We start from the raw sequence: 25,761 nt of genomic DNA on the forward strand, positions 1-25,761 counted from the left end.
TGCGGCAACCCATGTTCCATGCGGGTTGCGGGCGCTGTCAACGACAGCCTTCGCCGCCCCCCAAGTTCGTTACGGCGATTAGGATGCCTGCCCCGCCGGCTGCTGCCGACGCCCAGGACCGCCCCCATGCATTCTTCCGGCATCCACGAGTTCGAGGCCACCGCGATCGACGGCCGCCCGGTGCGGCTGGCCGATCACCGCGGCCAGGTGCTGCTGATCGTCAACACCGCCAGCCAATGCGGCTTCACGCCCCAGTTTGCGGGGCTGGAACAGCTGTGGACCACCTACGGGCCGCGTGGCCTGGTGGTGCTGGGCTTTCCCAGCAACGAGTTCGGCGGCCAGGACCCGGGCAGCAACGAGCAGATCGCCTCCTTCTGCAGTCTGAACTACGGCGTGAGCTTTCCGATGATGGCCAAGGTCAAGGTCAACGGCGCCGAAGCCCACCCGCTGTGGCGCTGGCTCACGGCCGAGGCGCCGGGGCTGCTAGGCACCAAGTCGATCAAGTGGAACTTCACCAAGTTCCTGGTGGGGCGCGACGGCCAGGTGATCCGCCGCTATGCGCCCACCGACAAGCCCGAAGCCCTGGCGGCCGACATCGAGGCCGCCCTCGGATAATCGTTTTTCTTGCGGAGAAACCCATGTTCCAGCACATCGAATCCTATGCCGGCGACCCCATCCTGGGCCTGAACGACGCCTTCCAGAAGGACCCGCGCCCGAACAAGGCCAACCTGTCGATCGGCATCTACTTCGACGACGCCGGCCGCATCCCGGTGCTGGACTGCGTGCGCCAGGCCGAGCAGCAGCTGGTGGACGAAGGCGGCGCCAAGTCCTACCTGCCGATGGAAGGCATGGCGGCCTGCCGCAAGGCGGTGCAGGAGCTGCTGTTCGGCGCCGGCCACGAGGCCGTGACCAGCGGCCGCATCGCCACGCTGCAGACCGTGGGCTCCAGCGGCGGCCTGAAGGTGGGCGGCGACTTCATCAAGCGCTGGCTGCCCGACGCGCAGGTGTACGTCAGCGACCCCACCTGGGACAACCACCGCGCGATGTTCGAAGGCTGCGGCCTGACGGTGAACACCTACCCGTACTACGACCCCGCCACCGGCGGCGTGAAGTTCGGCGCCATGCTGGAAGCCATCCAGAAGCTGCCGCGCGGCAGCATCGTGCTGCTGCATGCCTGCTGCCACAACCCGACCGGCGTGGACCTGAGCCCGGCGCAATGGGAGCAGCTGGTGCCGGTGCTGAAGGCCGGCGGCCTTCTGCCCTACCTGGACCTGGCCTACCAGGGTTATGGCGACGGCATCGAGGAAGACGCCTTCGCCGTGCGTGCACTGGCCAGCGCGGGCCTGTCGTTCTTCATCGCCAACTCGTTCAGCAAGAGCATGAGCCTGTACGGTGAGCGTGCCGGCGCGCTGAGCGTGGTGTGCCAGGACGCGGCCGAGGCCGAGCTGGTGCTGGGCCAGCTCCGCGCCACGGTGCGCCGCAACTATTCCAGCCCGCCGCTGCACCCGGGCGCCGTGGTGGCCCGCGTGCTGAACGACCCGGCGCTGCGCGCCTCGTGGGAAGCCGACGTGGCGGCGATGCGCGAGCGCATCCTGGCCATGCGCAAGAGCCTGCATGCGGTGCTCTCGGCCAAGCTGCCGGGCCGCAACTTCGACTACTTCCTCAGCCAGCGCGGCATGTTCAGCTACACCGGCCTGACGCCCGAGCAGGTGGACCGCCTGCGGGAAGACCATGCCGTGTACCTGGTGCGCTCGGGCCGCATGTGCGTGGCCGGCCTGTCGACGCGCAACGTGGAAGCCGTGGCCAGCGCCATGGCGGCCGTGCTGGCCTGACGAGCCTGGTCAGCCGCCACCCGCGGGGTGGCGGCCGCAGGCTTCCAGCACCAGCTGGCGCAGCCATTTGTGCGCCGGCTGGTCGTCATGGCGTGAATGCCACAGCAGCTCCACCTGCAGGCCACTCATCTGCAGCTCGGCCGGCAGCGGGCGTGTCACCAGGCGCTCGGTGTGGCCGGTGGCGCGCATGAATGAGGTGGGCAGCACCGTCAGCAGGTCGGAATCCGCTACCACCTGACCCGCGGTGAAGAACTGGTTCACCGCCAGCATCACCCGCCGCTGGCGGCCCAGCGCGGCCAGGGCGGCATCGATCGGACCATGGGCCCGGCCCGACAGGCTCACCGACAGGTGCTGCGCGGCGCAGAAGCCGTCGAGCGTCAATTCGCCCTCCGCCAGCGGATGGCCCACGCGCATCACGCACTGGTATTCGCTCTCGTAGAGCCGCTCGCGGCGCAGCGGTGAGTCCAGCCCCTGGCGCAGGATGGCCATCACGGCGGCGGGGAAGTAGCCGATCGCCACGTCCACTTCGTTGTTCTCAAGCAACTTGCGCGGATCGCGCGTGGTGAGCGGCAGCACCTGCAGGTTGGCCAGCGCGCCCAGCGCCTCCAGCCGGGCCACCATCGGCGGCAGCAGGATCACCGCGGTGGCGTCGGCCATCACCATCAGGAAGTTGGCGGTGTCGGTCCGCGGGTCGAAGCCGGCCGGTGCGATGGCCTGCTCCAGCTGGGCCAGCGCGGTGCGCACGCTGGGCCACAGCGCCTCTGCCTTGGGCGTGGGCACCACCCCGAAGGCGGTGCGTGTGAGCAGCTCGTCGCCCAGCATCGTGCGCAGCCGCTTCAGCGCATGGCTCACCGCCGATTGCGACAACGACAGGTTCTCCGCCGCACGGGTGAGGTTGCGCTCGTGCATCACGGCGTCGAACACCCGCAGCAGGTTCAGGTCGAGGTGGCGGAAGTTGACGCTGGCCGGCATGTCATGAACGCCATGAATATCTCATGTGCAGCGAATTCGCTTTAGAAAGGCTAGGGTAAACCCGATACTACGTACATCCCACAGACATGAGCCCTAAAGGAGCCGCTATGTCCCACACCACTGCCACCCTGCCCCTGAAGCCCGCCGCCCCGGCCAAGGCACCCGTCGGTGCATGGCTGCGCAAGGCCGGTGCGGGTGTCTGGAAGGCGCTTGAAGGCGCTGGCCAGCGCCGCGCCGAAGCCGAGCTGGCCCAGTTTGCCGCACTTCACGCCAGCCAGTTCCCCGAGCTCGCCTCGTTCGCGCGCAAGAACAAGCGCGCCGGCTGAGCCGCCGATCACCCCTTATTCCACCCGCCGCTGCCCATCCGGCAGCGCGACTTGAAGGAAACACCATGAGCACGACCAGCAATGTCTTCATCCCCCGCTACCAAGCCACGCCGCGTGGCGCCAAGCTGGTGGGCCTGATCGTCAGCACGTTCACCAACATCGCCGACCGTCGCCGCGCCGCCAAGCTGGCCGCCACCAAGTCGGTGGAAGCCGAGGAAGTGCGCCGCTACGCCCGTGGCGTCGCGCGCCACGATCCGGGCTTTGCGGCCGACCTGTTCGCCGCTGCCGACCGCCACACCGGCAACTGATCGGGCTTCGGGCATCATCGGGTCCATCACCCGAGATGCCCGGTTCCTGATTGCACCTGCCGTACCGCACCGCTTCGATCGATAGCATCCGCAGGCCCACCGCAAGGGGGCATGCATGACGCTGTTCCTGGCCCGCTGCCTAGCGGTGCTGGCCTTGACGCTGCTGCTGGCGTCGATGGCCGTCTTTGCGGTACTGGAGCTGTTGCCGGGCAATGCCGCGCAGCTCATGCTGGGCGCCACCGCCACGCCGGAGGCGCTGGCCGCGCTGGAAAGCCGCCTCGGGCTCAACCAGCCCGCCGCCACCCGCTATGCGCACTGGGCGCTCGGCCTGCTGCAGGGCCGCACCGGCATCAGCCACTTCTACGACACCCCCTCGTCCGAACTCATCGCCGAACGGCTGGCCGTGAGCCTGCCGCTGGCCGTCATCGCGATGGCCATCACCACCGTGGTGGCGCTGGGCGTGGGCGTGTATGCCGCCTCCCGCCACCGCCGGCTGGGCGACGTCGGCGTGATGGCCGTCAGCCAGCTCGGGCTGTCGATTCCCAATTTCTGGCTCGCGATCCTGCTGATCCTGCTTTTCGCGGTGAAGCTGCAGTGGGTCGGCGCGGGCGGCTTCCCCGGCTGGCGTGAGGAAGACGGCGGCGGCCTGGGTCCCGGCCTGGCCGCGCTGCTGCTGCCGGCCATCGCGCTGGCCGCGGTGCAGGCCGCGATCCTGGCGCGCGTCACCCGCTCGGCGGTGCTGGAAGCGCTGGGTGAGGACTACGTGCGCACCGCGCGCGCCAAGGGCCTGAGCCGGCGCGCCGTGCTGTGGCGCCACGTGCTGCGCAACGCGATGATCCCAGTGCTGACCGTGATGGGCCTGCAGTTCGCCAACCTGCTCACCGGCACCATCGTGGTGGAGAACGTGTTCGTGCTGCCCGGCATCGGCCGGCTGGTGTTCCAGGCCATCGCCAACCGCGACCTGCCGCTGGTGCGCGACGTGGTGATGCTGCTGGCCGCGGCGGTGGTGCTGGTCAACTTCGTGGTCGACCTGCTGTATGCGCTGGTCGATCCGCGGCTGAGGGCGCCGGCATGAGCGGCGGCTTTGCATCCCGCGCACTGCGCCACCCCAGCTTCCTGGCCGGCGGCGTGCTGGCGCTGCTGCTGGTGCTGTGCGCCGTCGGCTCGCTGTGGTGGTCGCCGTATCCACCGGCCGACATCGACATCCCCAACAAGCTGGCGCCGCCCAGCGCCGCGCACTGGCTGGGCACCGACAGCCTGGGGCGCGACATCGCCTCGCAGCTGTGGGTGGGCTCGCAGAACAGCATCGTGGTGGGCGTGGTGGCGGTGGGCATCGGCCTGCTGGTGGGCACGCTGCTGGGGGCGCTGGCTGCCGCCCGCCCGGGGTGGATCGATGAAGCGGTGATGCGCTTCGCCGACTTCAGCTTTGCCTTCCCGGCGCTGCTGTCGGCCATCATGCTCACGGCCATCTACGGGCCGGGGCTGCTCACCAGCATCGTGGCCATCGGCCTGTTCAACATCCCGGTGTTCGCGCGCATCACCCGCGGCGCTGCGCGCAGCGTGTGGACCCGCGACTACGTGCTGGCCGCGCGGGCGGCCGGCAAGGGCCGCTGGCGCATCACGCTGCACCATGTGCTGCCCAACATCGCCAGCGTGCTGATCGTGCAGGCCACGGTGCAGTTCGCCATCGCCATCCTGGCCGAGGCGGCGCTGAGCTACCTGGGCCTGGGCACCCAGCCGCCGCAGCCCAGCTGGGGCCGCATGCTCAACGAGGCGCAGACGCAGATGTTCCAGGCGCCGATGCTGGCCGTGTACCCCGGCGCGGCCATCGCGCTCGCGGTGCTGGGCCTGAACCTGCTGGGCGACGGCCTGCGCGATCTGCTCGATCCGCGGCTGGCGCGCAGCCGCTGAACCGTCACCGACGACATGGCACGCAACATCGAGATCAAGGCCCGCATCGACAGCGTGCAGGCGCTGCTGCCGGTGGCCGCCGCACTGGCGGACGCGCCCGAGCCGGTGGTCATCCGGCAGGACGACACCTTCTTCACCTGCACCCACGGCCGCCTGAAGCTGCGGCAGTTCGATGAGCAGCGGGGCGAATTGATCCACTACCACCGGCCGGATGCCGAGGGCCCCAAGCTGTCGGACTACCTGGTGGTGCCCACCGACCAGCCCGCGCTGCTGCGCGATGCGCTGGCCCGCGCCTGGGGTACCGCCGGCCGCGTGAGGAAGCAGCGCCTGCTGCTGATGGCCGGCGCCACCCGCATCCACCTCGACGTGGTGGAAGGCCTGGGCCACTTCCTGGAGCTGGAGGTGGTGCTGCGCGACGAGCAGACCGAGGCCGAGGGCGAGGCCATCGCCCAGCGCCTGCTGCAGCAGCTGGGCATCGGCCCGCAGCAGTGGCTGAGCGGTGCCTACGTGGACCTGCTGGGCGCATGACCGCATCCACGCCGCCGCCGCTGCTGGACGTGCGCGACCTGCGCATCACGCTGGCCACGGCGCATGGGCCGGTGGATGCGGTGCGTGACGTGAGCTTCACGCTGGCGCGCGGTGAAACGCTGGGGCTGATCGGGGAATCGGGCAGCGGCAAGTCCATCACCGCGCTGGCCTTGATGGGCCTGCTGCCCGAGCGTGCCCGCGTGCAGGGCCAGGTGCTGCTGGAAGGGCAGGACCTGGCCACGCTGGACGACGCCGCGCTGTGCCGCGTGCGCGGTGCGCGCATCGGCATGGTGTTCCAGGAGCCGATGACGGCGCTGAACCCGCTGCACACCATCGGCCGCCAGATCGCGGAGCCGCTGCGGCTGCACAAGGGCCTGGGCGCGGCCGCCGCGCGGGCCGAGGCGCTGCGGCTGATGGAGCGGGTGCAGCTGCCGCAGGCGGCGCGCCGGCTGGATGCCTATCCGCACCAGCTCTCGGGCGGGCAGCGGCAGCGGGTGGTCATCGCCATCGCGCTGGCCTGCGGGCCGCAGCTGCTGATCGCCGATGAACCCACCACCGCGCTCGACGCCACCATCCAGCGCGAGGTGCTGTCGCTGATCGCCGGCCTGGTGGCCGAGGATGGCATGGGCCTGCTGCTCATCAGCCACGACCTCGGCGTGATGGCCGCCAGCGTGCAGCGCCTGATGGTGATGTACGGCGGCACGGTGGTGGAGCAGGGCCCGGCCGAGGCGCTGTTCCTTCACCGCGCGCACCCCTACACCCGCGGCCTGTTCGAGGCGCGGCCGCGGCTGGGCCTGCGCAACGGCGCCGAGCGCCGCACGCTGCGCCTGCCGGCGCTGCCGGGCCGCGTGCCCGAGCTGCACCTGCTGCCGCCGGGCTGCCCCTTCAACGACCGCTGCGCCTGGGCCATCGACGACTGCCGGCAGGCGCTGCCGCCGCGGTTGGCGGTGGCGCCCGGCCATGACGCGCGCTGCATCCGGCTGCACGAGGTGAACGCATGACGCTGCTGGACGTGCGCCACCTGTCGCGCCAGTACCGGCTGCCGCGTGAGCGGCTGCTGCAGCCGCCGCCGGTGCTGCAGGCCTTGAGCGACGTGAGCTTCACGCTGGAAGCCGGCCGCACGCTGGGCATCGTGGGCGAGAGCGGTTGCGGCAAGAGCACGCTGGCCCGGCTGGTGATGGCGCTGGATGTGCCCAGCAGCGGCCAGGTCCTGCTGGAAGGGCAGGATCTGCATGCCCTGCCGCCGGCCGAACTGCAGCGGCAACGACGCCACTTCCAGATGGTCTTCCAGGACCCCTACGGTTCGCTCGACCCACGCCACACCATCGCCCGCATCGTGGGCGAGCCGCTGGAAGCCATGCCCGAGGTGACTCGCGCCGAACGCCTGCAGCGCAGCACCGAGGTGCTCGACGCGGTGGGCCTGCGCGCGGCCGACCTGCACAAGTACCCGCACGAGTTCAGCGGCGGCCAGCGGCAGCGCATCGCCATCGCGCGGGCGCTGGTCACGCGGCCGCGGCTGATCGTGGCCGACGAGCCGGTGAGTGCGCTGGACGTCTCGGTGCAGGCCCAGGTGCTCAACCTGATGCAGGACCTGCAGCAGCAGTACGGCATGGCCTACCTGTTCATCAGCCACGACCTGGCGGTGGTGGACCTGGTGTGCGACGAGGTCATCGTGCTGCAGCAGGGCCGCATCGTGGAGCAGGGCCCGCCCGACCTGCTGTTCACGCGGCCCAGCCATCCGTACACGCAGCAGCTGCTGGCCTCCGTGGCCTGAGCGCGCACCTGCGCCAAGTGCCCAGGAAGTCGCGGTTCGCGGCGCTGTGGCAGCATGGGGCCCGTGTGGCCGGCCACCGCCGGCGTGTTTCGATCCCCGGAAGGAACAGCGACATGACAGGAGTACACCGGCGCCATGTACTGGCACTGGCCGCGGCCGCCACCATGCTGGCCGCGCCCCAGGTGTCGATGGCGCAGGCGGGCAAGGCCGCGGTCACCATCGGCCTGGTGCTGGAGCCCGCGCCCGGCCTGGACCCCACCACGGCCGCGGCCGCCGCCATCGGCGAGGTGGTGCACTACAACGTGCTGGAAGGCCTGACCAAGATCAACGCCGACGGCACGGTGACGCCGCTGCTGGCCGAGTCGTGGAGCATGGACCCGGACGGCAAGAGCTACACCTTCAAGCTCAGGCAGGGCGTGAAGTTCCATGACGGCGAGGCCTTCGACAGCAGCGACGTGAAGTTCAGCTTCGAGCGCGCCAAGGCCGAGGGCTCCACCAACAAGGCCAAGAAGACGGTCTTCGACAACATCAGCTCGATCAGCACGCCGGATGCGGCCACCGTCATCCTCACGCTGGCCAAGCCCGACGGCAACTTCCCGTTCCGCATGGGCGAGAACACCGCGGTGATCCTCGACCCCAAGAGCGCGGCCGGCACCGCCACCAAGCCCATCGGCACCGGGCCCTACCGGTTCGACGACTGGCGCAAGGGCAGCGCCATCATCCTGTCGCGCTGGGAGGGCTACCGCGACGCCAAGGCCGCGCCGATCAAGCGCGCCACCTTCCGCATCATCAGCGACCCGGCCGCGCAGGTGGCCGCGCTGCTGGCGGGCGACGTGGATACCTTCCCGCGCGGCATCGGCAACCAGGCCGTCAAGCAGATGCAGGCCGACCCGCGCTTCGCGGTGGTGCTGGGCAGCACTGCGGGCAAGGGCATCCTCGCGATCAACAACCGCAAGAAGCCCTTCGACGACGTGCGCGTGCGCCGCGCGCTGATGCATGCCATCGACCGCAAGGCCTTCATCGACGGCGTGCTGGAAGGCTACGGCGTGCCCATCGGCAGCCACTTCGCGCCCACCGATGCGGGTTACGTCGACCTGACCGGCCAGTACCCGTTCGACCCCGAGAAGGCCAAGGCGCTGCTGAAGGAAGCCGGCGTGGCCACGCCGCTGAACGTGACCTTGACGCTGCCGCCGCCGCCCTACGCACGCAAGGGCGGCGAGGTGGTGGCCGCGATGCTGGCCAAGGTGGGCGTGGTGGCCAGGATCGAGAACGTGGAGTGGGCCCAGTGGCTGGGCGGCACCTTCAAGGGCAACTTCGACCTGAGCATCATCAACCACGTCGAGCCGCTGGACTACCTGCAGTACACCAATCCGCAGTACTACTGGGGCTACGACAGCGCCGCCTTCCGCGACCTGGCCAGCAAGCATGCGTCCACCACCAACGCGAAGGAGCGGCAGAAACTGTTCGGCGACCTGCAGCGCCAGCTCGCCACCGATGCGGTGAACGCGTACATCTTCAATCCGCAGAACGTGGCCATCTCCAAGAAGGCGCTGAAGGGCGTGTGGCCCCACTCGCCCATCTTCGCCAACGACCTGTCGACCTGGCGGTGGCAATGACGGCGCTGCATGAACTGTCCGCCGCCGCGCTGGCGGCGCTGTACCGCAGCGGCCAGGCTTCGCCGGTGGAAGCGACGCAGGCGGTGCTGGACCACGTCGCGCGATGGGAGCCGCAGCTCAAGGCGCTGTACGCCCACGACCCCGAGGTGGCGCTGCAGATGGCGCGTGAAAGCGAACGGCGCTGGCAGGCCGGCCAGCCGCTGTCACCCCTGGACGGCGTGCCCTGCACCATCAAGGAAAACATCGCCACCCGTGGCGTGCCGCAGCCGATGGGCAGCGCCGCCACCGAGCTGAAGCCCGCGGCCGACGACGCACCGCCGGCCGCGCGGCTGCGCGAAGCCGGCTGCGTGTTCCTGGGCAAGACGACCATGCCCGACTGGGGCATGTTGTCCTCGGGGCTGTCCAGCTTCCATCCGTTGACGCGCAACCCATGGGACCTGTCGAAGAACCCGGGCGGTTCGTCGGCCGGCGCCGGCGCGGCCGCCGCGGCGGGTTATGGGCCGCTGCACATCGGCACCGACATCGGCGGCTCCATCCGGCTGCCAGCCGGCTGGTGCGGCGTGGTGGGCTTCAAGCCCAGCCTGGGCCGGGTGCCGATCAATCCGCCGTATGCCGGCCGGGTGGCCGGCCCGATGACCCGCACGGTGGAAGACGCCGCGCTGATGATGGCCGCGCTGGCCCGCCCCGACTGGCGCGACGCGATGAGCCTGCCTGCCCAGGCCATCGACTGGCATGCGCTCGACTTGTCTATACAAGGCAAGCGCATCGGCCTGTTGATGGACGCCGGCTGGGGCGATGCGGTGCAGCCCGAGGTGGCCGCAGCGGTGGTGGCCGCGGCGCAGGCCTTCGAGCGGGCCGGCGCCATCGTCGAGCCGATCGGCCCGATCTCCACCCGCGCGATGGTCGACGGGCTCGACCGCTTCTGGCGCATGCGCTCCTGGCTGGACTACAGCGCGCTGCCGCCCGCGCGCCAGCAGAAGGTGCTGCCCTACATCCGCGCCTGGGTGGAAGGCGGCGCCGGCCTGAGCGGCGCCGAGGTCTTCAACGGCTACAGCCAGATGGGCGCGCTGCGCGATGCGGCCGTGGCCGCCTGCCAGCCGTACGACTTCGTGCTGTCGCCGGTGAGCCCGATGCCCGCCTTTCCGGCCCGGCAGGCCAGCCCGCTGGACGACTCGGCGCGGCCCTTCGAGCACATCGCCTTCACGCTGCCCTACAACATGAGCGAGCAGCCGGCGGTGTCCATCAATTGCGGCTACACCGCCGGCGGGCTGCCCATCGGCCTGCAGATCGCCGGCCGCCGCCACGACGACCTGGGCGTGCTGCGCGCCGCGCGCCTGTATGAGCAGTTGCGCGGCGAACAGCGGCCCTGGCCGCATCCACCGGGGCCTTGACCATGGCGCTGCACGACGATCGAGGGCTGTTGACCGGTACGTCGTCGCAGCCGGCACTGGCCGCGGCGCAGCAGGCGCTGTGGCGCATGATGAGCTTCTACGACGCGCCGGTGGCCGACCTGGACACCGCCATCGCGCACGACCCGCAGTGGCTGCTGCCGCGGCTGATGAAGGCGGGCTACCTGTTGAGCCTGACCGAGCCGGCGATGGTGGCCGAGGCCGCCCAGGTGCTGGACGACGCCGCGCCGCTCGAGGCCGATGCACCGCCGCGCGAGCGGGCCCATGCCGCTGCCGTGCGCATGACGCTGGAAGGCCGCTGGCAGGCTGCCTGCAAGGCCTGGGACGAACTGCTGGTGGCCCATCCGCGCGACGCGCTGGCGCTGCAGTGGGCCCACCTCTGGGACTTCTACCGCGGCGACGCCCTGAACCTTCGCCAGCGCGTGGCCCGCGCGCTGCCCGAATGGGACGAGGCCGACACGCTGTACCCGCAGGTGCTGGCGCTGCATGCCTTCGGCCTGGAGGAGTGCCACCTGTACCCGCAGGCCGAGGAGGCCGGCCGCCGCGCCCTCGCGCTGGACCCTCGAACGCCGTGGGCCGTGCATGCGGTGGCGCACGTGATGGAGATGCAGGGCCGGCTGGACGACGGCGCCGCCTGGCTGCGCCAGCACCAGCCGCAATGGGCGGAGGGCAACGGCTTTGCCGGCCACCTGTGGTGGCATGCGGCGCTCTTCAGGCTGGAGGCGCTGGACCTGGCCGGCGCGCTGCGGCTGGTGGATGCGCACCTGTCGGGCGATGCGCTGCAGATCACGCTGCAGCGGCTGGACGCGGCTTCGCTGCTGTGGCGGCTGCAGCTGCTGGGCGCCGACGTGGGGCCGCGCTGGCGTGCTCTGGCCGACGGCTGGCCGATGGCCGAGCAGGCCGCCGGCCACTATGCCTTCAACGACGTGCATGCGGTGATGGTGCTGCTGGGCGCTGGCGAGATCGGCCGCGCGGAGGCCTGGCTGGCGCGCTGCGCCGAACGGGCGCTGGCCGCGGAGGACGCACGCCGCAGCAACCACGGCATGGCACGCGAGGTGGGCCTGCCGCTGATGCGGGCGCTGCTGGCCCATGTGCGCGGCGATGCGGCCGGCGCGGCGGTGTCGCTGTACGGTGTGCGTGAGGTGGCGGCACGTTTCGGCGGCAGCCATGCGCAGCGCGACCTGGTGGACCTGAGCCTGCTCGCCGCGGCCGCCGATGCACCCGGCGGCGAGAGCAGCGAGGCCCGCGCCATCGGCCGCGCGGTGCTGCATGAGCGGCTGCTGGCCAAGCCGGCCACGCCGATGACGCGGCACTGGGCCTCGCGCCTGGGCCTGTCGGAACGGGCCGCACGGAGGCTGGCGTGAAACGGCGGGCGCCGCCGCCCACGCAGGCCGAGCGCGAGGCCGAGCTGCGCAGCCTGGACGACCGCATCGGCGAACAGCTGCGTGCCGGCCAGGACGAGATGCGCGCCAGCCCCGCCTGGGGCAAGCCGCTGCCCGACGACGGTGGCGCCCACGTGCCGCAGGAGCTGCGCATGGCCTTCAAGCTGCTGAAGAACGCCGGCCACGTGCCCGCGGAGGTGGGCCTGATGCAGGAGCTGCAGGCCTGGCGCGACGAGCTGGCCCGCCTGCCGGCCGACAGCGCGGAAGCCGCCACGCTCAGGCGTCGCATCGGCGAGCGCGAGCTGCTGATCAAGGTGCGCATCGAGCGGCTGGCGCGCACCAGGTCGCTGTAGCTCGTCTAGACGTGTGGCATGGCCGGCTGCTCGGTGGCGAACACCTTCTGCACCGCCGGCCGGGCCAGCATGCGCTGCAGGTAGGGTCCGATGTGCGGCAGGCTGCGCGCGGGGCGGCCGAAGCCGCGCGTCCAGCGGCACAGCACGAAGGCCAGTGCATCGGCGGCGCTGTAGTCCGTGCCCAGCAGCCATGGGCCCTCGTGCGAGCCGAGGTGCGTGTCCAGCTGGTCCAGCATGCGGCCGATGGCGGCCTCCGCATGGGCCTTCACCGCCGCGGCGCCGGCTGCATCGTCGGCCATGCGGTCGGGGTAGAAGTAGTGGATCAGCATGGCCTGCAGCGTGTTGGTCATCCACACCAGCCACTTGTAGAACTCGGCCCGCTCCGGCGTGCCGACGCCGGGCGCCAGAACCGCATCGGGGTGCGTGTCGGCCAGGTGCAGCAGGATGGCGGCGGTCTCGTACAGCACCAGGTCGCCGTCCTGCAGCACCGGGATCAGGCCGTTGGGGTTGAGCTTCAGGTACTCGGGCGACTTGTGCGCCGCGTGCTCGCGGTCCACGCGCACCAGTTCGAAGGGCACGCCCAGTTCTTCCAGCAGGATGTGCGGCGCCATGCTGGCATTGCCGGGGTAGTAGTGCAGATGGATCATCGTGATGGCTCCGGCGCCCGGGGCCCGGGCGGGGCGCAAGGTTAGCCGGTGTTTACGGCGCTGTTGAGCTGTTGGGCCCGCGCACGGCGCTGGAACAATCGCGCAGCCACCGCTTCCGCCCGCCGTCGCCATGAACCGCCTTGCCCTGCACCTCGCCAAGCATCCTGCGGCCACGCCCTTCGCCATCGGCGCCGGGCTGGGCGCGGTGGCCGGCTTGATGCTGCAGGTGGGCATCGGCGGCGTTGCCGGCCTGCTGATGGCGCTGCTGCTGGTGGCATCGGGCACCGCCTCGGCACTGTGCCTGCAGCTGCACCGGCGGCCCCTGCCGGCCGGGCCGGTGCGCCGGCAGGCACTGCGCGCCTGGGGCGTGGCCATCGGCCTGGGCATGGCCGCCGCGCTGTGCGGCATCGACCTGGCGATCGGCGCGCGTTAGGCCGCCAGCCGCGCCTTCAGGAAGTCGATGAACAGCCGGGTCTTCACCGGCAGCTGCTCCCGCCGCGGGTGGTAGATGTACAGGCCGTCGAACGATGGGCTGAACTTCTGCAGCACCTCGACCAGCCGGCCCTCGGCCACCCAGCGCGCGGCTGCCTCGGGCAGCACATGGCACACGCCCACGCCCTGCGCCGCGGCCTCCAGCATCGTCATCCAGTGATTGACGATCAGGCTGCCGCTGACCGACAGCGCGACGATGCGCCGGCGCTCCAGGAACTCCCAGCGGTAGGGCGCACCGGTGGAAGCCAGCCGGTAGTTGATGCAGTTGTGCTGCAGCAGGTCGGCCGGCACCTGCGGCGTGCCGCGGCGGGCCAGGTAGTCGGGTGAGGCGTAGGTACGCAGCCGGAATTCGCGCGTGAGCGGCACCGCGATCATGTCGCGCTGCAGCGATTCGCCGAGGCGGATGCCGGCGTCGAAGCCTTCCTTGACGATGTCCACCAGCGCATCCTGGTAGGCCAGCTCCAGCGTGATGTGCGGATGCAGCCGCGCGAAGTCGCCCAGCAGCGGCTCGATCAGCAGCTGGCCGGCCACCATCGGCAGCGTGATGCGCAGCAGGCCGCCGGGCACGCTGGCCTGCATCTGCAGGTCCTCGGTGGCCTGCGCCATGCCGGTGAGCAGCGGCGACACGCGCTCCCAGTAGGCGCGGCCGGCTTCGGTGAGGTTCACGCTGCGGGTGGTGCGCTCGAACAGCCGCACGCCCAGGCGGGCCTCCAGCTTGCGGATGGTCTGAGACACCGCGGCTGGCGTCACGCCCAGCAGGTGGGCTGCGCCAGTGATGCTGCGCAGCTCCGCGGTGCGGGCGAAGGCCGTCATGGCGGCCAGGATGTCGGGGTTCATTGCCAAGTACTGCTTAAAAGGCCATGCACTTTTATTGTGTATGCCTTTCGAGTCGGGCTGGGCACACTCCTTCGCTTCATTCCGGAGGCCCGTCCATGACCACCCTGAACATCAATGGCCGCAGCCAGGCGGTGGAGGCCGATCCCTCGACGCCCATCCTCTGGGCGCTGCGCGACAACCTGCAGCTCACCGGCACCAAGTTCGGCTGCGGCGCGGCCCTGTGCGGCGCCTGCACGGTGCACATCGATGGCCAGGCGGTGCGCTCCTGCGTCACGCCGATCAGCGCGGTGGCCTCCGGTCAGCGCATCACCACCATCGAGGCGGTGGGCACCGACCCGGTGGGCCGTGCCGTGCAGGCCGCCTGGGTGAAGCACGACGTGGCCCAGTGCGGCTATTGCCAGAGCGGCCAGATCATGAGCGCCACCGCGCTGCTCAAGCAGAACAGGAAGCCGACCGACGCCGACATCGATGCCGCCATGTCCGGCAACGTGTGCCGCTGCGGCACCTATGCGCGCATCCGCGCCGCCATCCACGATGCCGCCAAGACGCTGGCCTGAAGGAGCGACCATGACCGCACACACCACGGATCGCCTGCCCGCCGCGCTGCCGCGTCGCAGTTTCCTGAAGATGGCCGCCGGCAGCGGCTTCGCGCTTGGCCTGTATCCGCTGGCGGGCGCCGCCCAGGGCACGCCGCCCGCCACGCCGCAAGGTGCCGCGGTGGCCGCCGCGATGGCCGGCGAACTCAAGCCCAGCCAGCAGCCCGGCGCCTTCGTGCGAGTGGCCGCAGACGGCGCGGTGACCGTGATGGTCAACCGCCTGGACTTCGGCCAGGGCGTGCACACCGCGCTGCCCATGCTGGTGGCCGAGGAGATGGATGCCGACTGGCGACTGGTGCGGGCCGAGCTGGCGCCGGCCGCCGAGGCCTACAAGGACGCCGGTTTCGGCATCCAGATGGTCGGCGGCTCCAACTCCATCAAGAGCTCGTGGCTGCAGTACCGGGAGCTGGGCGCCCGGGCCCGTGCGATGTTCGTCAACGCCGCGGCCCAGCGCTGGAACGTGCCGGCCTCGCAGGTGCGCGTGGCCGACGGCGTGGTGAGCGCCGGCAGCCGCCGCGCCACCTTCGGCGAGCTGGCCGAGGCGGCCATGAAGCAGCCGGTGCCGGCCAGCGTCACGCTCAAGCAGCCGGCCGACTTCAAGCTGCTGGGCCAGCCGACGCGCCGGCTCGATGCACCGGCCAAGTCCAGTGGCCGGCAGTCGTTCGGCATCGACCTGCGGCCGGCGCAGGCCCGGGTGGTGCTGATCGCGCGGCCGCCGGTGTTCGGCGCGAAGCTGGCCTCGGTGGACGATGCCAAGGCGCTGGCCGTCAAGGGCGTGTCCAAGGTGCTGCGCATTCCGCTGGACCGCGGCGCCACCGGCGTGGCGGTGGTGGCCGACGGCTACTGGCCGGCCAAGATGGGCCGCGACGCGCTCGGCTTGAGCTGGAACACCGACGGCGTGGAGAAGGTGAGCACCGACGCGCTGCTGCAGCGCTACAGCGAGATGGCCAGGCAGCCCGGCCTGAAGGCCCGCGTGGCCGACACCTCGGCCCTGGCCGGCGCGCCGCGCCGCATCAGCGCCGAGTACCGCTTCCCGTACCTGGCGCATGCGCCGATGGAGCCGCTCAACTGCGTGATCGACTTCCGCGGCGATGCCTGCACCGTGACCGTGGGCTCCCAGTTCCAGACGCTGGATCACGCCGCCGTGGCCGCCACCCTGGGCCTGCCGCCCGACAAGGTGACGCTGAACACCGCGATGGCCGGTGGCGGCTTCGGCCGGCGCGCGGTGCCTTCGTCGGAATACGTGGTGGAAGCCGCGCAGGTGGCCAAGGCCTGGCGCGCCGCCGGCGGGCAGGGCCCGCTGCAGCTGATGTGGAGCCGCGAGGACGACATCCGCGGCGGCTACTACCGGCCGATGCATGTGCACCGCGCCGAGATCGGGCTGGACGCGCAGGGCAAGGTGCTGGCCTGGCAGCACACCATCGTCGGCCAGTCCATCCTCACCGGCACGCCGTTCGAGTCCTTCATGGTGAAGAACGGCATCGACGCGGTGTCCACCGAAGGCGTGGTGGACACGCCCTATGGCTTCCCCATCGCGCTGGACGTGCACCATCCCAAGGTGAACGTGCCGGTGCTGTGGTGGCGCTCGGTGGGCCACACCCACACCGCCTACGTGATGGAAACGCTGGTGGACGAACTGGCCGCGGCCGCAGGCCAGGACCCGGTGGCCTACCGCCGCACGCTGCTGGGCGACCGCCATCCGCGCATCCGTGCCGCGCTCGACCTGGCGGTGGCGCGCTCCGGCTACGGCCAGCGCAAGCTGCCCGCCGGCCGTGCCTGGGGCGTGGCGGTGCACGAGTCCTTCTCGTCGGTGGTGGCCTATGTGGTGGAGGCGTCGGTGGCCGATGGCCAGCCGGTGCTGCACCGGGCCGTGGCCGGCGTGCATTGCAACTTCGCGGTCAATCCGCTGACGGTGGAGGCGCAGGTGCAGGGCGCGGTGCTCATGGCGCTGGGCACCACGCTGCCCGGCGCGGCCATCACGCTGAAGGACGGCGTGGTGGAGCAGAGCAACTTCGGCGACTACACCGTGGCGCGCATGAACCAGATGCCGCAGGTGGAGGTGCACATCGTGCCCAGCACCGAGGCGCCCACCGGCATGGGCGAGCCCGGCTTCCCGGCGCTGGCGCCGGCCCTGGCCAATGCGGTGGCCGCGCTCACCGGCCAGCGGCTGCGCGAGCTGCCCTTCAAGCTGGCCTAGACGAGCCGCGCGCCGCTGTCGGTCGCCCGCCGTGCCTGGTGGGCGGCCAGGTGGTCCTCGATGGGCGCGGGGCGTGCGTACAGGTAGCCCTGGTGGCGCACGCAGCCCATCTCCAGCAGCCACTGGCGCTCGCGGTCGGTCTCCACGCCTTCGGCCAGCGGCGTGATGCCCATGCTGCGCGTGAGCTGCACCATCGCGCTGACGATGCGCTTGTTGACGGTGTGCTCGGTGCGCCCGCGCACGAAGCTCTGGTCGATCTTCAGCACGTCGATGGGAATGCGGGTGAGGTAGCTCAGCGACGAATAGCCGGTGCCGAAGTCGTCCAGGTAGATCGCCACGCCCATCGCCCGCAGCGCGGTGATGCGCTCGATGCACACGTCGGGGTCTTCCATGAAGGCGGACTCGGTGATCTCCAGCGCCAGCCGCTGCGCCGGCAGGCCGGTGGTGGCCAGCACCTGCCGCACCGTGCTCACCAGGTCGCTTTCCATCAGCTGGCGTGGCGAGAGGTTGACCGACACCTGCGCCTGCGGGAAGGCCTTGGCCACGTCGCTGCGCACGAAGGTGCTGCAGGCCGCGCGCAGCGCCATCTCGCCCAGCGCCAGGATGTGGCCGGTCTCCTCGGCGATGGCGATGAAGTCGGCCGGCGAGATGAATTCGCCGCCCGCGGTGCGCCAGCGCATCAGCGCCTCGAAGGCCAGCACCTCGCCGCTGTGGCCGTCGGCCACCGGCTGGTAGACCATGTAGGGCTCGCGCCGCTCGATGGCCTGCGGCAGCGCCAGCTCGATGCGGCGGGCCTTTTCCCGCTGGCGGCGGTAGGCCTCGTCGTGCACCACGTAGCCCGGCCGCACGTGCAGGCAGGCCCGGCGCGAGGCGATGGTGGCATTGGTGAGCAGCGCACGCAGCTCGCCGGTGGTGCCGATGGCCACGCCCACGCGGCCGGGCGTGGACAGCATGGCGTCGCCATAGGGCAGGGGCTCTTCCACCGCCCGCGCGATCTCGCCGGCCTGCACCTCCAGCGCCTCGGCGGAGCAGGCCTCGAAGCTCACCAGCGCGAATTCGCGCATGCTCACCTGCGCGATGACGTAGCGCTCGCCGAAGCGCGCCACCAGCCGGCCAGCCAACGTGCGCAGCAGGCCCGCGCTGAAGTCCGCACCCAGCGTGATGGTCAGGTCCTCCAGCCGCACCAGCAGCAGCAGGAACACGTTGCACGGCGTGGCGGCCGGCGCCTGCGCCTCCACCCGGTGGGCCAGGCCCATGCGGTTGAGCAGGCCGCTGTCGGGGTGGTGGAAGGCCTGGTGCTGGAACAGCTTGTGCATCGCGGCGAATTCGCCCAGCGTGTCGTTGAAGCGCTCGATCAGCGAACGCCACTCCCCGCGGAAGCGCGAGCCGTCGGCACGCACCGCCAGTTCGCCGCGGGCCACGCTCTCGCGGGTGCGCAGCATCTCGCTGTTGAACAGGGCGATGGTGTCGATCAGCACCTGCAGGCCATGCGCCATGTGGCCCACCTCGTCGCGCCGGTGGTAGGCCACGCTGGTGCTCAGGTTGCCGTCCACCGTGGCCTGCGCGGCACCGGCGATCAGCCGCAGCGGCCCGGCAATGGAGCGGTACAGCAGCCACATCGCCGCCGACATGAAGCCCACCAGCAGCGCGCCCAGCGCCGAAACGACGGTGAGCCGGCGCCGCGTGTCCGCGGCCTGCCGTTCGGCGATCTGCACGAAGGACATGGCCGCCTGCTGGCGCGATTCCTGGGTGATGTCCACCATCTTGTCGGCGTCCTCCATCAGCGCGCCCCAGCGGGGCTTGAAGCTGGCCGACCACGCGCCCAGCGCCAGCTTGTCGGTGAACTCGCGGATGGAGCGATGGGCGCGGCTGTTGGCCAGGCTGCGCGCATGGCCGGCGATGTCGGCATCGCTGTGCGCCATCAGCACCGACAGCATGTGGTCGCTGCGGTGCGAGGAATCCAGCAGCGGCGCGACGATGCCGCGGTCCTGCGTCAGCGCGCCGCCCTGGCTGGCGCGCTCGATGCGCCGCAGCGCCGAGGCCTGGCGCGAGAACTCCTCCAGCAGCATCGCCACCGACAGCAGGCTGTTGGTGCGCGAGCCCAGCGCCGGCGCGATGCAGCGCTCTTCCACGAAGGCGGCCAGGCGGAACAGCTGCCGCACCGGCTGGGTGTAGAGGTGGCCGGCGGTTTCCTCCTTCATCACCGCCTGGTCCACCCGCGCGCGCAGCCGTCGCAGGTAGTCCGGCAAGTGGGTCATCGCGGGGTCGTCGCCGATGGCCTGGCGCACCGCTTCGGATTGCTGCACGAAGGCCTGCAGGCCCTGCACCGCCAGGTCCACCTCGCGCCGGGTGCTGGCCTGCCGGCGCTCCAGGTTGGCCTCGCCCGCAGCGGCAGCCTGCGCCAGCTCGCGCTCGCGCGCCAGCGCGAACAGCAGCCGGTCCGCATGCCGGCCGAAGTGCAGGCCCTGCACCGAGCGGTCGTGCAGGGCCAGGCTGCGCGCCTGCTCGGTGACGATGACCGCCAGCAGCGACAGCACGATGGCACCGGCCAGCACCGAGAAGATGGCCAGCCGGTCGCGCAGCAGCAGCTCGCCGGAGCGCAGGCCGCGCCACAAGCGGCCGATGACCGAGCCGTGCGGCGGATGGAGGAAGGCGGCGTCGCGGCTGGATCGCATGGGCAGGTCTCCGGAATCAGCGCGAGGCCGCGGCGCTGGCCGGCGCGGCCGCCGCGGGCGCGGCCTGCTGGGCCCGCCACTGGCGCCAGGTGCGGTCGATGCCGGCGGTGACGTCGTTGACCGAGGCGCCCTTCAGGTGGTCGACCATGCCCGTCCAGAAGGCGGCGGTGCCCAGCACCGCGGGCATCAGGTCCGAGGCGTCCATGCGCATGACCGTGGCTTCGTGCCACACGGCCGACAGCCGCGCGGCCAGCGGTTCCACGTAGCTGGCGGGCTCCACGTCCTTGTGGCCGGAGAGGTAGGCGCCGGCGGCCGCGCGGCGGCGGCCGAAGTCGGCCGAGGCCATGTAGCGCAGCACCTCCATCGTCTCCGGCCGCGCATTCAGCGGCGCGGCCACGTCGCCGGCCACCAGCAGTTCCACATGCGATTCGCTGCGGCCGGGCAGGATGAAGAAGTCGATCTGCTCGCCAGGGCCGATGTGCACCGAGTCGGGGAACTCGGAGGTCACCCATTCGGAGTTGCGCATCATCATGCAGGGCGCCGGCTGGCCGGCGAACTTGCGGGCCGCCTCCTCCACGAAGGTGTGCAGCACGCCTTCCGGGCCGCCCAGCGTCATGCCCGGCGTGCGCACCATGCGATCCCATCGCGCGAAGGCCCGGCGCACCGGGCCGGCAGTGAAGGGCAGCTCCTGCGCCACCCAGCGGTCGTAGGCGGCCGGGCCGGCGTCGCGCAGCATGAATTCCTCCACCCAGTCGGTGCCCACCCAGCCGGTGGCGCCACGGGCGGCCACGCCGATGCACCAGGGCACCAGGCCCTTGCGGATCATCTGCTGCTCCAGCGCGGCCAGCTCCGCGTCGCTGCGCGGCACCGCCAGGCCATGCTGCTCGAAGAGCGCGCGGCGGTACCACACCAGGCTCTTGATGGCCACGCGGGCCCACAGGCCGTAGTGCTGGTCGCCACGGCGCAGCAGCGGGTCCAGGAAGGGCGGGAAGTCGCGCACCACCGTCTGCGCCAGGTCGGGCGGCAGCGGGTGGATGAAGCCGCCGGCCACCATCTCGCGGAACAGGCCGGGCTGGGCGAACACCGCGATGTCCGGTGCCTCGAAGCCGGGCGTGGCCACGAACACGTGGTCGGCGAAATCGCCGCCGGCCGCGCGGATCACCACCTCGATGCCGGTGCTGCGCTCCATCGCCGCGAAGGCTTCCTGGTAGCGGGCGCTGTCCTGCAAGGAGAAGGACGACAGCAGGGTCACCCGCTTGGAGGGCGGGGTAGCGCCCTGGCCGGCAGGTGCCTCGGTGCCGCCGGTGCCGCGCAACTGCAGCAGCAGCACGGCCAGGACGAACAGGCAGCAGGCCAGCGCGCGGGCTGGGGTCAGCAGGGTGTGGATCTTCACGAGCACCTCGGCGGGTCTGGAGGTACTGCAGCGGCGCGCCGTGGGCGCGGCCGACGCCTGTTCTTCGGCCGGGCGGGCGCCCGGCTTGAGGCCCTGGCACGTGGCCTGCCCCTGCCGGCACGGCACGTACAGTGCCCCTCCAGCAACACGGAGCTTGAATGACGAGAAGACTTCTGCACGCCGCCCGTTGCGGGCTGCAGGGCTTGTGCGCCCTTTCACTGGCCGGCTGCGCCGTGCCCGCCTTCCTGCAGCAGCGCCCCGCCGGGCCGCCGGTGGTGTACGACTGCGAGGACGGCCTGCGGCTGACGGTGCGCTATGCCGATGGATCGGCGCAGGTGACGCTGCCCGACGGCCAGCAGCTGCAGCTGGCGCAGCAGCCCGCCGGCTCCGGCATGCGCTACGCCAGCGGCCCGAACGAGCTGCGCGGCAAGGGCCGCGACATCACCTGGGCGGTGGACGGCCGCATTCCCACCAACTGCATCGCGCAGGGCCGCTGAGCGTCAGACGACGCAGCCGGCCTCGGGCGCGACGCCGCCGTCGCCGGCCGACAGCGGGGGCGGGATCACGTAGCCGTAGCGCGAGGCGGTCAGCTCCGCCAGGATGGCCACGGCGATCTCCGGCGGCGTGCGCGCGCCGTTCTTGATGCCCACCGGCCCGTGCAGCCGGTCGAGCTGCGCGTCGGTCAGGCCGAAGTGCTCCTTCAGCCGCGCCTTGCGCTTGGCCTGATTCACGCGGGAGCCGATGGCGCCCACATAGAAGGCCGGGCTGGCCAGTGCTTCCATCAGCGCCAGGTCGTCCAGCTTGGGGTCGTGCGTCAGCGCGACGATGGCGGTGTGGCCGTCAGGCCTCAGCTCGGCCACCACGTCGTCGGGCATGCCGCGCAGCAGGCGCGCGCCAGGCACGTCCCAGCCGGTGGCGTATTCCTCGCGCGGGTCGCAGATCAGCACCTGGTAGTCCAGCGCCTGCGCCATCGTGGCCAGGTAGTGCGTCATCTGGCCGGCGCCGATCAGCAGCAGCCGCCAGCTCGGGCCGTGCGTGGTGGTGAGCGTGGTGTCGGTGAGCTGCAGCACGTCGCCTTCGGCCGGCGGCAGCAGCTCCACATGGCCGTCGGCCAGCGTCAGCACGCGGCGGATGCGGTCGCCGTGCTGCAGCACCGCCAGCAGTTCGTCGATGCGCGAATGCGGGCCCACCGGCTCCAGCACCAGTTCCAGCGTGCCGCCGCAGGGCAGGCCGAAGCGCGTGGCCTCCTCGGCGCCCACGCCGTAGCGCACCACCTCGGGTGCGGCGAGCGTCAACGCACCGTCACGAACGCGGGCGATCAGGTCGTCCTCGATGCAGCCGCCGCTCACGCTGCCGGCGATCTGGCCGTCGTCGCGCACCGCGACCACCGAGCCCACCGGACGCGGCGCCGAGCCCCAGGTGCGGGTGATGGTGCCCAGCACCACGCGGCGGCCTTCGGACTGCCAGATGGCCAATTGCCGCAGGATGTTGAGATCGACGTTGTCCATGCACTGACGATAGCGCCAAGGCGGTGGCCTTGCACGGGCAAGGCCGCGGGTTTTCCCGTCGGTGCAAGGCCGGATGGCCTGCCCTAGCATGCGGCGGCGGCCGTGGTTTGGGCTTTGGATCGCGGCGTTCAGGCATTCCTAGGAGACAACCGATGGGTACCAAGATCACGCTGCAGGTCAACGGCGCGGCCGTGACGAAGGAAGTCGAACCCAGCACGCTGCTGGTCGAATTCATCCGCGAGGATTTGCGGCTGACCGGCACCCACGTGGGCTGCGACACCGCGCAGTGCGGCGCCTGCACCGTGCACCTGAACGGCCGTGCGATCAAGAGCTGCTCGATGCTCGCGGTGCAGGCCGAAGGCGCGGAGCTCACCACCATCGAGGGCATCGCGCCCGCGAACGGCGAGCTGCATCCCATGCAGGCCGCCTTCAAGGCCTGTCACGGGCTGCAGTGCGGCTTCTGCACCCCCGGCATGGTGATGAGCGCCATCGACCTGGTGCAGCACCACGCACACGGCACCGAGGCGGAGATCCGCCATCACCTCGAAGGCAACCTGTGCCGCTGCACGGGCTACCAGAACATCGTCAAGGCCGTGCAGCAGGGTGCTGCCGGCATGGGCGCCTGAGGCAGGAGCGACGCACATGAACGCCAGGCAAGGTTTCATCGGCCAATCGGTGCCGCGCCGCGAGGACGCGCGCTTTCTCACCGGCCGCGGCCAGTACACCGACGACATCACGCTGCCGCGCCAGACCTACGGCATCTTCGTGCGCTCGCCGTATGCGCACGCGAAGCTCACGCGGGTGGACACGGCAGCCGCCCAGGCCGCGCCCGGGGTGCTGGGCGTGTACACCGGCGAGCACTTCAAGGACGTGGGCGGCCTGCCCTGCGGCTGGCTGATCAACAGCACCGACACCACGCCGATGAAGGAGCCCAAGCACCCGATCCTGGCGCTGGACAAGGTGCGCTACGTGGGCGACCGCGTGGCCCTGGTGGTGGCCGAGACGCTGCAGCAGGCCAAGGAAGCGGCCGCGCTGGTGGAGGTGGACTACGAGGAACTGCCCGCGGTGGTGGACGTGGCCAAGGCCGCGCAGGTGGCTGCGGCCGGCGGTGCGCTGCATGCCGAATCACCGGACAACCAGTGTTACCTGTGGGCCATCGGCGACCAGGCCGGCACCGACGCGGCCATGGCCTCGGCACCGCACATCAGCAAGCTCACCTTCCGCAACAACCGGCTGGTGCCCAACGCGATCGAGCCGCGCGCGGCCAATGCCAGCTACAACCCCTCGGACGACAACTACACGCTGTACGTCGCCAACCAGAACCCGCACGTGGAGCGGCTGCTGATGTGCGCCTTCGTGCTGGGCATCCCCGAGCACAAGATGCGCGTGGTGGCGCCCGACGTGGGCGGCGGCTTCGGCTCCAAGATCTTCCTGTACGGAGAGGAGACGGCGCTGGTGTGGGCCAGCAAGCAGCTGGGCCGGCCGATCAAGTGGACGGCCGACCGCAGCGAGGCCTTCCTGTCCGATGCGCACGGCCGCGACCACCTCACCACGGTGGAGCTGGCCACCGACCAGCAGGGCAAGTTCCTCGCGCTGCGGGTCAGGACGCAGGCCAACCTGGGTGCCTACCTGAGCACCTTCTCGTCTGCGGTGCCCACCATCCTGTACGCCACGCTGCTGGCCGGCCAGTACGCCACGCCCAAGATCCACTGCGAAGTGCAGGCGATGTTCACCAACACCGCGCCGGTGGACGCCTACCGTGGCGCCGGCCGGCCCGAGGCCACCTACGTGGTGGAGCGCATCGTCGAGACCGCCGCGCACGACCTGGGCATCGACCCCGCCGAGATCCGCCGCCGCAACTTCGTGCGCGAGTTTCCGTATGCCACGCCGGTGGGCCTGACCTACGACACCGGCGACTACGAAGCCACGATGGCCCGCGCCATCGAGCTGGCCGACGTGGCGGGCTTTGCCGCCCGCAAGGCCGAGAGCGAGGCCAAGGGCCTGAAGCGCGGCATCGGCTACTCGGCCTACATCGAGGCTTGCGGCATCGCGCCGTCCAGCGTGGCGGGCGCGCTGGGCGCACGCGCCGGCCTGTTCGAGGCCGGCGAGGTGCGGGTGCACCCCACCGGCAAGGTCACCATCTTCACCGGCAGCCACAGCCACGGCCAGGGCCACGAGACCACCTTCGCGCAGGTGGTGGCCGACAAGCTCGGCATCCCGCTGGACGACGTGAGCATCGAGCACGGCGACACCGGCAAGGTGCTGTTCGGCATGGGCACCTACGGCAGCCGCTCGCTGGCGGTGGGCGGCACCGCCATCGTCAAGGCCATCGACAAGGTGGTGGCCAAGGGCAAAAAGATCGCGGCCCACCTGATGGAGGCGGCCGACACCGACGTCGAGTTCGAGGACGGCGTGTTCAAGGTGGCCGGCACCGACAAGAGCGTGCCCTTCGCGCAGGTGGCGCTCACGGCCTACGTGCCGCACAACTTCCCGCACGACAAGCTGGAGCCCGGCCTGAACGAAAACGCGTTCTACGACCCCAGCAACTTCACCTACCCGGCCGGCACCTACATCTGCGAGGTGGAGGTGGACCCCAAGACCGGCGAGACGCGGGTCGACCGCTTCACCGCCTGCGACGACTTCGGCAACGTCATCAACCCGATGATCGTGGAAGGCCAGGTGCACGGCGGGCTGGCGCAGGGCATCGGCCAGGCGCTGCTGGAGCACGGCGTGTACGACGACGACAGCGGCCAGCTCTTGTCCGGCAGCTACATGGACTATGCGATGCCGCGTGCCGACAACTTCCCGCACTTCCAGGTGGAGACGGTGCAGGGCACGCCCTGCACCCACAACCCGCTGGGCGTGAAGGGCTGCGGCGAGGCCGGCGCCATCGGTTCGCCGCCTGCGATCATCAACGCCATCTGCAATGCCGTCGGCGTGCGCGACATGCCGATGCCGGCCACGTCGTTCACGGTGTGGAAGGCGATGAACGCCTGAACCAGGAA

At 71.1% G+C, this 25,761-nt stretch carries 25 protein-coding genes; 19 read left to right on the forward strand and 6 right to left on the reverse strand.

The window, feature by feature from the left end; all coding sequences use genetic code 11:
- Positions 1-126: 126 nt before the first annotated feature.
- Positions 127-615 carry a glutathione peroxidase gene (locus VO99_RS11965; RefSeq protein WP_046113078.1) on the forward strand — a complete coding sequence of 163 codons (489 nt, stop codon included), beginning with the start codon at positions 127-129 and terminating at the stop codon, positions 613-615.
- Between the two features lie 23 nt (positions 616-638).
- Positions 639-1,832 carry an amino acid aminotransferase gene (locus VO99_RS11970; RefSeq protein ID WP_046113079.1) on the forward strand — a complete coding sequence of 398 codons (1,194 nt, stop codon included), beginning with the start codon at positions 639-641 and terminating at the stop codon, positions 1,830-1,832.
- Between the two features lie 9 nt (positions 1,833-1,841).
- Here the strand turns inward: VO99_RS11970 and VO99_RS11975 are convergent, their stop codons facing one another.
- Positions 1,842-2,804 (reverse strand): LysR family transcriptional regulator, encoded by a 963-nt coding sequence (locus VO99_RS11975; protein WP_046113080.1) that lies wholly within the window; start codon positions 2,802-2,804, stop codon positions 1,842-1,844.
- A gap of 107 nt (positions 2,805-2,911) precedes the next feature.
- Here VO99_RS11975 and VO99_RS11980 point away from each other — a divergent pair, with 107 nt between their 5' ends.
- From VO99_RS11980 to VO99_RS12030, 11 genes are all read left to right on the forward strand, one after another.
- Complete coding sequence (locus VO99_RS11980) at positions 2,912-3,130, forward strand: hypothetical protein (RefSeq protein ID WP_046113081.1); 219 nt, start codon at positions 2,912-2,914, stop codon at positions 3,128-3,130.
- Positions 3,131-3,195: 65 nt separating this feature from the next.
- Complete coding sequence (locus VO99_RS11985; protein WP_046113082.1) at positions 3,196-3,438, forward strand: hypothetical protein; 243 nt, start codon at positions 3,196-3,198, stop codon at positions 3,436-3,438.
- 115 nt (positions 3,439-3,553) lie between these two features.
- Complete coding sequence (locus VO99_RS11990) at positions 3,554-4,513, forward strand: ABC transporter permease (RefSeq protein ID WP_046113083.1); 960 nt, start codon at positions 3,554-3,556, stop codon at positions 4,511-4,513.
- Positions 4,510-5,349 carry an ABC transporter permease gene (locus tag VO99_RS11995; RefSeq protein ID WP_046113084.1) on the forward strand — a complete coding sequence of 280 codons (840 nt, stop codon included), beginning with the start codon at positions 4,510-4,512 and terminating at the stop codon, positions 5,347-5,349. The genes VO99_RS11990 and VO99_RS11995 overlap by 4 nt, the downstream gene beginning before the upstream one ends.
- Before the next feature lie 15 nt (positions 5,350-5,364).
- Positions 5,365-5,877, forward strand: coding sequence for a class IV adenylate cyclase (locus VO99_RS12000; protein WP_046113085.1), 513 nt, complete (start codon positions 5,365-5,367; stop codon positions 5,875-5,877).
- Entirely contained in the window at positions 5,874-6,878 is a 1,005-nt protein-coding gene (locus tag VO99_RS12005; protein WP_046113086.1) for an ABC transporter ATP-binding protein, read from the forward strand. Before VO99_RS12000 ends, VO99_RS12005 begins: the two co-directional genes overlap by 4 nt.
- Positions 6,875-7,651, forward strand: coding sequence for an ATP-binding cassette domain-containing protein (locus VO99_RS12010; RefSeq protein ID WP_046113087.1), 777 nt, complete (start codon positions 6,875-6,877; stop codon positions 7,649-7,651). The genes VO99_RS12005 and VO99_RS12010 overlap by 4 nt, the downstream gene beginning before the upstream one ends.
- Before the next feature lie 113 nt (positions 7,652-7,764).
- Positions 7,765-9,267: an ABC transporter substrate-binding protein gene (locus VO99_RS12015; protein WP_046113088.1), complete on the forward strand. Its 1,503-nt coding sequence runs from the start codon at positions 7,765-7,767 to the stop codon at positions 9,265-9,267.
- The gene (locus VO99_RS12020) at positions 9,264-10,658 is read left to right on the forward strand and encodes an amidase (RefSeq protein ID WP_046113089.1); all 1,395 of its coding nucleotides are present in this window, start codon (positions 9,264-9,266) and stop codon (positions 10,656-10,658) included. Before VO99_RS12015 ends, VO99_RS12020 begins: the two co-directional genes overlap by 4 nt.
- Before the next feature lie 2 nt (positions 10,659-10,660).
- Positions 10,661-12,040: a tetratricopeptide repeat protein gene (locus VO99_RS12025; protein WP_046113090.1), complete on the forward strand. Its 1,380-nt coding sequence runs from the start codon at positions 10,661-10,663 to the stop codon at positions 12,038-12,040.
- The gene (locus VO99_RS12030) at positions 12,037-12,411 is read left to right on the forward strand and encodes a DnaJ family domain-containing protein (RefSeq protein ID WP_052736286.1); all 375 of its coding nucleotides are present in this window, start codon (positions 12,037-12,039) and stop codon (positions 12,409-12,411) included. Before VO99_RS12025 ends, VO99_RS12030 begins: the two co-directional genes overlap by 4 nt.
- Positions 12,412-12,416: 5 nt before the next feature.
- Here VO99_RS12030 and VO99_RS12035 read toward each other — a convergent pair whose 3' ends face one another.
- Positions 12,417-13,058: a glutathione S-transferase family protein gene (locus VO99_RS12035; protein ID WP_046113091.1), complete on the reverse strand. Its 642-nt coding sequence runs from the start codon at positions 13,056-13,058 to the stop codon at positions 12,417-12,419.
- A gap of 130 nt (positions 13,059-13,188) precedes the next feature.
- On the opposite strand from VO99_RS12035, the gene VO99_RS12040 reads away from it, so the two are divergent.
- Positions 13,189-13,491 carry a hypothetical protein gene (locus VO99_RS12040; RefSeq protein ID WP_046113092.1) on the forward strand — a complete coding sequence of 101 codons (303 nt, stop codon included), beginning with the start codon at positions 13,189-13,191 and terminating at the stop codon, positions 13,489-13,491.
- On the opposite strand, the gene VO99_RS12045 is transcribed toward VO99_RS12040, so the two are convergent.
- On the reverse strand, positions 13,488-14,387 hold the full coding sequence (locus VO99_RS12045) for a LysR family transcriptional regulator (RefSeq protein ID WP_046113093.1): 900 nt from the start codon (positions 14,385-14,387) through the stop codon (positions 13,488-13,490). The genes VO99_RS12040 and VO99_RS12045 overlap by 4 nt on opposite strands.
- A 95-nt stretch (positions 14,388-14,482) precedes the next feature.
- Here VO99_RS12045 and VO99_RS12050 point away from each other — a divergent pair, with 95 nt between their 5' ends.
- Together VO99_RS12050 and VO99_RS12055 are read left to right on the forward strand one after the other, a co-directional pair.
- Positions 14,483-14,944: a (2Fe-2S)-binding protein gene (locus tag VO99_RS12050; protein ID WP_046113094.1), complete on the forward strand. Its 462-nt coding sequence runs from the start codon at positions 14,483-14,485 to the stop codon at positions 14,942-14,944.
- A 10-nt stretch (positions 14,945-14,954) separates the two neighbouring features.
- Positions 14,955-17,180 (forward strand): xanthine dehydrogenase family protein molybdopterin-binding subunit, encoded by a 2,226-nt coding sequence (locus VO99_RS12055; RefSeq protein WP_046113095.1) that lies wholly within the window; start codon positions 14,955-14,957, stop codon positions 17,178-17,180.
- Here the strand turns inward: VO99_RS12055 and VO99_RS28795 are convergent.
- Positions 17,177-19,855 carry a putative bifunctional diguanylate cyclase/phosphodiesterase gene (locus tag VO99_RS28795; RefSeq protein WP_052736287.1) on the reverse strand — a complete coding sequence of 893 codons (2,679 nt, stop codon included), beginning with the start codon at positions 19,853-19,855 and terminating at the stop codon, positions 17,177-17,179. The genes VO99_RS12055 and VO99_RS28795 overlap by 4 nt on opposite strands.
- A gap of 16 nt (positions 19,856-19,871) precedes the next feature.
- Positions 19,872-21,248 carry an ABC transporter substrate-binding protein gene (locus tag VO99_RS12065; RefSeq protein ID WP_157039543.1) on the reverse strand — a complete coding sequence of 459 codons (1,377 nt, stop codon included), beginning with the start codon at positions 21,246-21,248 and terminating at the stop codon, positions 19,872-19,874.
- Positions 21,249-21,406: 158 nt separating this feature from the next.
- Between VO99_RS12065 and VO99_RS12070 the strand changes: the two genes are divergently transcribed.
- A complete protein-coding gene (locus VO99_RS12070; protein WP_083440537.1) occupies positions 21,407-21,745 on the forward strand; it encodes an MliC family protein in 339 nt (112 codons plus the stop codon).
- Between the two features lie 3 nt (positions 21,746-21,748).
- Here the strand turns inward: VO99_RS12070 and VO99_RS12075 are convergent, their stop codons facing one another.
- On the reverse strand, positions 21,749-22,756 hold the full coding sequence (locus VO99_RS12075) for an XdhC family protein (protein WP_046113097.1): 1,008 nt from the start codon (positions 22,754-22,756) through the stop codon (positions 21,749-21,751).
- Positions 22,757-22,908: 152 nt separating this feature from the next.
- On the opposite strand from VO99_RS12075, the gene VO99_RS12080 reads away from it, so the two are divergent.
- Positions 22,909-23,382 (forward strand): (2Fe-2S)-binding protein, encoded by a 474-nt coding sequence (locus tag VO99_RS12080; protein ID WP_046113098.1) that lies wholly within the window; start codon positions 22,909-22,911, stop codon positions 23,380-23,382.
- A 16-nt stretch (positions 23,383-23,398) separates the two neighbouring features.
- Entirely contained in the window at positions 23,399-25,753 is a 2,355-nt protein-coding gene (locus VO99_RS12085) for a xanthine dehydrogenase family protein molybdopterin-binding subunit (protein ID WP_046113099.1), read from the forward strand.
- Positions 25,754-25,761: the final 8 nt, after the last annotated feature.

Origin of the sequence: Aquincola tertiaricarbonis (assembly GCF_000969605.1) — a bacterium.
Lineage (GTDB): Bacteria > Pseudomonadota > Gammaproteobacteria > Burkholderiales > Burkholderiaceae_C > Aquincola > Aquincola tertiaricarbonis.

Bases quoted from the DNA above. Each gene is read 5' to 3' on its own strand.
- VO99_RS11970 (WP_046113079.1), top strand. From the start codon at position 639: ATGTTCCAGCACATCGAATCCTATGCCGGCGACCCCATCCTGGGCCTG.
- VO99_RS11985 (WP_046113082.1), top strand. From the start codon at position 3,196: ATGAGCACGACCAGCAATGTCTTCATCCCCCGCTACCAAGCCACGCCG.
- VO99_RS12045 (WP_046113093.1), bottom strand. From the start codon at position 14,387: ATGAACCCCGACATCCTGGCCGCCATGACGGCCTTCGCCCGCACCGCG.
- VO99_RS12020 (WP_046113089.1), top strand. From the start codon at position 9,264: ATGACGGCGCTGCATGAACTGTCCGCCGCCGCGCTGGCGGCGCTGTAC.
- VO99_RS12040 (WP_046113092.1), top strand. From the start codon at position 13,189: ATGAACCGCCTTGCCCTGCACCTCGCCAAGCATCCTGCGGCCACGCCC.
- VO99_RS12070 (WP_083440537.1), top strand. From the start codon at position 21,407: ATGACGAGAAGACTTCTGCACGCCGCCCGTTGCGGGCTGCAGGGCTTG.
- VO99_RS12005 (WP_046113086.1), top strand. From the start codon at position 5,874: ATGACCGCATCCACGCCGCCGCCGCTGCTGGACGTGCGCGACCTGCGC.
- VO99_RS12075 (WP_046113097.1), bottom strand. From the start codon at position 22,756: ATGGACAACGTCGATCTCAACATCCTGCGGCAATTGGCCATCTGGCAG.
- VO99_RS12000 (WP_046113085.1), top strand. From the start codon at position 5,365: ATGGCACGCAACATCGAGATCAAGGCCCGCATCGACAGCGTGCAGGCG.
- VO99_RS12025 (WP_046113090.1), top strand. From the start codon at position 10,661: ATGGCGCTGCACGACGATCGAGGGCTGTTGACCGGTACGTCGTCGCAG.
- VO99_RS12050 (WP_046113094.1), top strand. From the start codon at position 14,483: ATGACCACCCTGAACATCAATGGCCGCAGCCAGGCGGTGGAGGCCGAT.
- VO99_RS11965 (WP_046113078.1), top strand. From the start codon at position 127: ATGCATTCTTCCGGCATCCACGAGTTCGAGGCCACCGCGATCGACGGC.
- VO99_RS12035 (WP_046113091.1), bottom strand. From the start codon at position 13,058: ATGATCCATCTGCACTACTACCCCGGCAATGCCAGCATGGCGCCGCAC.
- VO99_RS12085 (WP_046113099.1), top strand. From the start codon at position 23,399: ATGAACGCCAGGCAAGGTTTCATCGGCCAATCGGTGCCGCGCCGCGAG.
- VO99_RS11980 (WP_046113081.1), top strand. From the start codon at position 2,912: ATGTCCCACACCACTGCCACCCTGCCCCTGAAGCCCGCCGCCCCGGCC.
- VO99_RS12080 (WP_046113098.1), top strand. From the start codon at position 22,909: ATGGGTACCAAGATCACGCTGCAGGTCAACGGCGCGGCCGTGACGAAG.
- VO99_RS12010 (WP_046113087.1), top strand. From the start codon at position 6,875: ATGACGCTGCTGGACGTGCGCCACCTGTCGCGCCAGTACCGGCTGCCG.
- VO99_RS12055 (WP_046113095.1), top strand. From the start codon at position 14,955: ATGACCGCACACACCACGGATCGCCTGCCCGCCGCGCTGCCGCGTCGC.
- VO99_RS28795 (WP_052736287.1), bottom strand. From the start codon at position 19,855: ATGCGATCCAGCCGCGACGCCGCCTTCCTCCATCCGCCGCACGGCTCG.
- VO99_RS11990 (WP_046113083.1), top strand. From the start codon at position 3,554: ATGACGCTGTTCCTGGCCCGCTGCCTAGCGGTGCTGGCCTTGACGCTG.
- VO99_RS11995 (WP_046113084.1), top strand. From the start codon at position 4,510: ATGAGCGGCGGCTTTGCATCCCGCGCACTGCGCCACCCCAGCTTCCTG.
- VO99_RS11975 (WP_046113080.1), bottom strand. From the start codon at position 2,804: ATGCCGGCCAGCGTCAACTTCCGCCACCTCGACCTGAACCTGCTGCGG.
- VO99_RS12015 (WP_046113088.1), top strand. From the start codon at position 7,765: ATGACAGGAGTACACCGGCGCCATGTACTGGCACTGGCCGCGGCCGCC.